Source organism: Streptomyces sp. NPDC031049, assembly GCF_055571015.1.
Map to the genome: position 1 here is coordinate 21,700 of NZ_JBVIGC010000033.1, position 6,000 is coordinate 27,699.

The 6,000-nt window shown below is 73.1% G+C and carries 5 protein-coding genes; 3 read left to right on the plus strand and 2 right to left on the minus strand.

Translation table 11 applies throughout. The annotated features are described in order from the left end of the window. Positions 1 to 711 precede the first annotated feature (711 nt). On the plus strand, positions 712 to 2,250 hold the full coding sequence (locus ACZ45Q_RS33465) for an FAD-dependent monooxygenase (protein ID WP_468268763.1): 1,539 nt from the start codon (positions 712 to 714) through the stop codon (positions 2,248 to 2,250). Here ACZ45Q_RS33465 and ACZ45Q_RS33470 read toward each other — a convergent pair. Then, positions 2,243 to 2,908 carry a ScbR family autoregulator-binding transcription factor gene (locus ACZ45Q_RS33470; RefSeq protein WP_468268781.1) on the minus strand — a complete coding sequence of 222 codons (666 nt, stop codon included), beginning with the start codon at positions 2,906 to 2,908 and terminating at the stop codon, positions 2,243 to 2,245. The two genes, ACZ45Q_RS33465 and ACZ45Q_RS33470, sit on opposite strands and share 8 nt — an antisense overlap. A gap of 165 nt (positions 2,909 to 3,073) precedes the next feature. Here ACZ45Q_RS33470 and ACZ45Q_RS33475 point away from each other — a divergent pair, with 165 nt between their 5' ends. Further along, on the plus strand, positions 3,074 to 4,012 hold the full coding sequence (locus tag ACZ45Q_RS33475) for an SDR family oxidoreductase (RefSeq protein ID WP_468268766.1): 939 nt from the start codon (positions 3,074 to 3,076) through the stop codon (positions 4,010 to 4,012). Between the two features lie 210 nt (positions 4,013 to 4,222). Here ACZ45Q_RS33475 and ACZ45Q_RS33480 read toward each other — a convergent pair whose 3' ends face one another. After that, positions 4,223 to 5,215, minus strand: a complete 993-nt coding sequence (locus tag ACZ45Q_RS33480; RefSeq protein ID WP_468268769.1) for a ScbA/BarX family gamma-butyrolactone biosynthesis protein — start codon at positions 5,213 to 5,215, stop codon at positions 4,223 to 4,225. A 285-nt stretch (positions 5,216 to 5,500) separates the two neighbouring features. Here ACZ45Q_RS33480 and ACZ45Q_RS33485 point away from each other — a divergent pair, with 285 nt between their 5' ends. Beyond that, positions 5,501 to 5,716, plus strand: a complete 216-nt coding sequence (locus ACZ45Q_RS33485; RefSeq protein ID WP_468268772.1) for an acyl-CoA carboxylase subunit epsilon — start codon at positions 5,501 to 5,503, stop codon at positions 5,714 to 5,716. Positions 5,717 to 6,000 lie beyond the last annotated feature (284 nt).

The window sequence follows — 6,000 nt, forward strand, 5'->3', positions numbered from 1 at the left end:
GGCCGTACGGGCCGTACGGGCCGGTCTTGGAGCGGACGGGCGCGAAAGGGTGCCTCGCACGGACGGGCACGAAGGGATGGCCCCGCGGGGGCGGTCCTGAACGGGTGGTCACGAGTAGGTGGTCTTGAACGGACGGGCCGGAGAGCCCGGTTCCGTGCGGCGGGGGGCGGTCACGGTGTTCTCGGCGGCGACCCCGTCGGCGGTCTCGGCGGTGACCGCGTCGGCGCCGGACCTACCGGCGGACGACGGAACGACGCCGGGCGGAGCACCCTGGCGACGGCGCCTGCGCGACGCGGTACGCCGCGTGCACGGCGGTCCCGTTGCTGCCTCACTGCTCCGCATACCGGGCGTCCGCCTGTGCGGAACCGGGGGTTTCGCTTGCGGAAACCTTCCCTTCGGCCCGGACGCCGACAGTCGGCAGGCCGGCGCACGACGCCCGGGAATGCCTGGTGACAGCGCGGCGGGACCTGTCTGAGCCGTTCGGCCCGCGGGGTTCTGCACCGGCGCGACGGACCCTTGAAAAGAACCGTCCATTCGGTATATTTCTTGGGCGTCAGGCCGCCCGGCTTCCCAGAGGCGACGGGGTCGGCTTCCGTACGCCACAGCAGGGGGAGAGGGGCGTGCACTGTGTGTTCTCACGGGCCTGAGGGGCCTCGTCCGAGTCCTGGAACCCGCCGCTGCGCATCGAGGTCAAGGGGAGGTCCTACGGTGATGGATCGTCTGCGCGCTCAGGTCGTGATCGTGGGGGGTGGGCCGGTCGGCATGCTGCTGGCGGCCGAGCTGGGCCAGTACGGGGTCAGTACGGTCCTGCTGGAGGCTCAGGCGGCCGTCTCGGACCGCCCCAAGGCCTCGGTGCTGCACGCCAGGGCGTTGCAGGGACTGGCCAGGAGGGGGTACTGCAGCGAACTGGTGCCGAGGCCGCCCGCGGCGGTGGGGGAGGCCGAGGCCCCGTTCCGCTTCGCCGGCATCCCGGGCCTGGCCATCGCCGCGCCCGCCTCGGAGCCCGGCCCCGTGCTGAAGCGGCCCCAGGCGGAACTCGAGCGCCAATTCGAAAAGCGTGCGCGGGCGGTGGGCGTACGGGTCCTGCGCGAGCACCGCGTGACCGACGTGGCCCAGGACGAGGACGGTGTCCGAATCGAGGCGGAGGGTCCTTCGGGCCGGGTCGAGTGCACCGCCCGGTACGTGGTGGGGGCGGACGGCGGGCGCAGCGCGGTCCGGGAGCTGACGGGGGTTCCCTCGCGGACCTACTGGGCCACGACGTCCGGGCTGGCCGGGGTGGTGCGGCTGGAGAACGCGGAGGACCTGCCGCCGGGCTGGCACCGCACCCCGCGCGGCTGGATCGTCGTGCACGACATGCCCGGCGGCGACACCCACCTCAAGACCCTCGACTGCTCCGGCGCCAAGCTCGGGCGCCACCTTCCGGCCACCGCGCAGGAGCTGCGCGTGGAACTCGCCCGGATCGCCGGGAAGGAGATCGCCTTCCGGGAGCCGCGCTGGCTGAGCCGGTTCAGCGACTTCGCCCGGCTCGTCCGCTCCTACCGCTGGGGGAGGGTCTTCCTGGCGGGGGACGCGGCGCACATGCACTTCCCGGTCGGTGCCCAGGGGCTGAGCACCGGAGTGCAGGACGCCCTCAACCTGGGCTGGAAGCTCGCGTTCGTCGTGCGGGGAATGGCGGGGGAGGGCCTGCTCGACACCTACGACCAGGAGCGCCGGCCGGCCGCCCAGAGCGTCATCGACAACACGCGGGCCCAGCTGGCGCTGATGCGCTCGGGGCCAGAGGTCGACTCGCTGCGCTCGCTGTTCGCCGGGATCCTCTCGGCGGACCGGGAGAGCAGGCACCTCAGCGACCTGATCAGCGGTCAGGACATGGTTCTTCCGGGGCGCACCCGGCGGCCCTCCGTCTGGGAGGGAAGGTTTCTGCAGAACATGCCGCTGAAGACGGCGGAGGGCCGGACGGACGTGATCCGGCTGCTGCGGGCCGGCCGGCCGCTGCTGCTGGCCTTCGGGGAGGAGGGCGCCCGCCACCTCGAGCGGGCCCGCGGCTGGGCCCAGGTCGTGAGCGCGGTGCACGCCGAGCCCACGCCGCAGATCGGGTGCGACGCCCTGCTGGTACGGCCCGACGGCTATGTGGCCTGGGCCGCCGCCTCGGGCGGAGACCACCTGGAGGACGCGCTCGAGCTGTACTTCGGCAGCCGGCCGGCGCGGCCCGTGCCGCGGCCGGCCATGACGGGCGTCGGAGCGCTCAGCTGACGGCGGCGGCCTGCCGCCTGTGCAGCCGGCGGATCTCCTCGTAGACCTCCTCGCCCCGCCGCTCGGACAGGTCCAGCGAGGCGAGGACGGACGGCACGGCGACGCTGGGGAACAGATGACGCAGCAGTTCGGTGGTCCTGGGGCGCAGGTCCTGGTAGTCGCTGAGGGCCTGCGACATGGACTGCACGCCCGCGAAGGTGCCCACCAGGACGTCGGCGGTCACGGAGGGCACCACGTGGGGGAGCAGCTCGCCCTGGGTCTGCGCCTTCTCCAGCTGTTCGCGGCAGACCACGCTCCAGCGCAGGAAGGGGCCGCTGCGGTCGAGGCTCTCGGCGTGCTGGTCCATGCTCAGCCGTACGCCCGCGCGCACCATGGGGTCGGTCTGGAGCCGGTAGGCGTGCAGCAGCACCACGTCGGCCAGCTCCTGGAGCTTGCAGGCGCGGTCGGGGATCACGAACCGCTGGTCCTGCTCGTGGAGCACGCCCTGAGCCAGTTGTTCCTTGGACTCGAAGTGGAAGTAGAGGGCTCCCTTGGTCACGCCGGCGGTGCTGAGGATCTCCGCGATGGTCGCGGCCTGGTAGCCGCGTTCCTCGAAGACCTTCGCCGCGGCCTGGAGGATGGTCCTGCGCGTGCGAATGGCACGGTCCTGCTTCACCACTTGGCGGCCCTCCCGCTTCTTGACGCTCATCGGCCGGTGGAGCCTTGGACCGACTCCCAAAAAAACCGTCCAGTTTGTATCTTACAGCCGGTGGTGCGCCTCGCCTCAAGGGTCGGGTGGCCGGTGCGTCACATCGCCGGGCATTACCAGCGGAGGAGGACACGGATGATTCTCGTGACAGGCGCCACCGGGACGACGGGGCGGGAGGTCCTGCGCGGGCTTCCCACCGGCCTCGCCGTGCGGGTCATGGCCAGGGACCCTTCGCGTGTGGCGGGGGCGCCCGACGGAGCGGAGGTGGTGGCCGGCGACTACACCGATCCGCGGTCACTGGAGCGCGCGCTTCGGGGGGTGGGCCGGGCGTTCCTGCTCACCAACCGGGTCGGCGGCGACGACGACGCGCGCTTCGTCCGGGCCGCGCGGTCGGCGGGGGTACGGCATCTGGTGAAGGTGTCCGCGGCGGCCGTCGCGGACAGCGGCGCGGACGACCTCGTCACCCGCTGGCAGCGCGCCAACGAGGAGCTGTTGCTGAACTCCGGGATGCGGTGGACGCTGCTGCGCCCGCGCTCGTTCATGTCCAACACGCTGTCGTGGGCGGCGTCCATCCGCTCCGAGGGGGTCGTGCGCGGGCTGTACGGTACGTCGCTCAACGCGTGCGTCGACCCGCGGGACGTCGCGGCGGCGGCGGTGTGCGCGCTGACCGAGGACGGACACGAAGGGCGGGCCTACTCCCTGACCGGTCCGGAGGCGATCAGCGCGGTCGAACAGACGGCCCGGCTCGGCGAGTTGCTGGGCCGTCCCCTGCGCTTCGAGGAGCAGTCCGAGGACCGGGCGCGGGCCGCACTGCGGGGGCGTCATCCCGAGGCCGTCGCCGAGGCGCTGCTGGCCTCGGCCCGGCGGCAGCGGGCGGGGGCCAAGGCCGGCGTCGAGGACACCGTGCTGCGTCTGACCGGCCGCCCGGCCCGGTCCTTCCGGGCCTGGGCCCGGGACCATCTCGCGGCGTTCGGCGCCGCGCCGCAGCCGGTGGGTGCGGGGCTGCCGGCGGATGCGGGGCGGCCGGCGGATGAGGCGCGGCCGGAGGCTTCCCGGGGCGTTCGCACCGGTTGAGCAGCGAGGCGGCGCACGGGTCGGCGGCCGTCCCTGCGGGGACGGCCGCCGTGGTGTCGTGCGTTCACCCGTCCGCCCCGGCGGGGGCCGGACGGTGCCGGAGCCCGCGGCCGTGGTCGTGGCCGTGGCCGCGGGGGCCCGAAGGCGGCGTCGTGCCCTCGGGCCGCGGAGAGAAGAGGCGGGCCCGCGGCCCGCCCGTCGTGCGTGGGGTCAGCCGCACGGTGCGGTCCGCAGGGTCGAGGTGAACACCGGCCGGCCGTCCTGGTGGCCGGTGACGAGGACCGTCTCCGGGTCGTCGGGCGACGCCTTCGGCAGGCGCATGGCGTCGATCAGGCAGGGCATGTCCAGCTCGGCGTACCTGGTGAACTCGCACTCCAGTCCCAGGGGCAGCATCGAGGGCCGGCCCAGCAGCGCGGTCGCCGCCTGGCGGGCGGCCTCCAGCAGGACCATGCCCGGGATGTGGTCGACCTGGTGGTCGAAGAGGACGGGATGCCGGGTGTCCACGCGCAGCTGCCAGCGGTCCGGTTCACCGGTGGGGGAGAGGACCACGTCGGCGGGCGACAGGCGCCCCACGGTCTGCGGGGCCACCGGAGCCGTCAGCGGGACGGGGCGGTGCCCGGCGGCGAAGACGCGCTCCGGACGCAGGCGTCGGTAGACGGCCGGAGCGATGGTGGTGAAGGAGACCCGCCCTGTCGCGGCCGGGCGGCCCTCGCGCAGGACCGTGGTCTCGTAGCGCATGCCGGTCAGCCGGTTGCCGCGGCTTTTGACCTCCGAGCAGACGACGTCGAGGTCCAGCGCGGCGGGCGTCTGACCGACCAGCAGCTCATCGGGATCGACCGTGAGCGTCAGCTCCTCCAGCAGGAACTGGTGGCCGAAGGGAACGCCGAACTCGGCGTGGGCGAGCAGGGCACCGATCTGACGGATCGTTTCGGCGGCGATCATCGGATCGTGGGTCCCGTCCACGGGGGTGAAGAAGCTGTGCCCCCGCGGCCACTGGGCCGTCATCGCGAAGTGGGTGTCGCCCAGGCGTCGCCAGTCGGTGAGCATGACCTCGGCGACGGCCGCGCGGTGCACGAGTTCCCTGGGGACCGTGGTGGTGAGGTTCCCGTGAAGCAGTGCGGCCGCCCGGAAGGGCGACTGGGCGGCCTGTGCCGTCGTCTGTTGGATCGACGGTCCTTCGAACCGAAACGTGCTCGCGGTCATCGCTCCCCCTGAACGAGATCGGAGATGGGCTGCGCTCGCAAAAATAGAGGCCAGCCGGTTTGGTTTCCAGAGGAATCGGAGCCTCCGCCCAGGATCGCTCGCCCCGGAGTCGCGGAACGGGCCCCCGAGTTCCGTACCGGCCGTCTGTTCTTCGGCGCTTTCCCAGCTCACAGCCCCGGCCTCGCGGTCCGCACCGCCCGGCCGCCGCCCCAGGCGTCTCTCGAGCGGCACTGAAGCGCCTCTGTAGCGCGGTGCCGCACGGTGGCCGGAACGGGAGGAGCGGACATGGGCGAAGCGGACGTCACACCCCTCGCGCTGCGGGTCGAGCGCGGGCGGGCCGACGACGACGAACTGGCCGCGGTGGCCGTGGTGCTGTGCTCGGTGCTGGCCGGGCGGGAGGCCGCGGCGGACCGGGGGCAGGAGTCGGTTCCGGACATCCCGTCGTGGCGCCGGCCGGAGCGCCCCGGCATGCGATGGCGCTCTCCGCACTGCTGGCGATAGCCCCACCGGGCGCCGACCCGCGGGGCCGACAGGCACGTTTCCAGGGCTGATTCATGTGCGCACGTCGACACCGCCCCTATAAACCGCATGCGCGGTTTGTTAATCTGGCTCTGTCCGGCCGCGCTCATGAGGGAGGGAGGCACAGTGACAGTCCTCAATGAGATTCCTCAGGTGGCCACAGGGCCCTCTGACGCGCGCGGGCGGGTGGCCGAGCTGCATGAGATCCGTGCGCGGGCGCTGGCGGGGCCGGGTGAGAGGGCGACGCAGGCGCAGCATGCCAAGGG

Coding starts and splice junctions, on each gene's coding strand:
- ACZ45Q_RS33475 (WP_468268766.1), top strand. CDS start 3,074: ATGATTCTCGTGACAGGCGCCACCGGGACGACGGGGCGGGAGGTCCTG.
- ACZ45Q_RS33465 (WP_468268763.1), top strand. CDS start 712: ATGGATCGTCTGCGCGCTCAGGTCGTGATCGTGGGGGGTGGGCCGGTC.
- ACZ45Q_RS33485 (WP_468268772.1), top strand. CDS start 5,501: ATGGGCGAAGCGGACGTCACACCCCTCGCGCTGCGGGTCGAGCGCGGG.
- ACZ45Q_RS33480 (WP_468268769.1), bottom strand. CDS start 5,215: ATGACCGCGAGCACGTTTCGGTTCGAAGGACCGTCGATCCAACAGACG.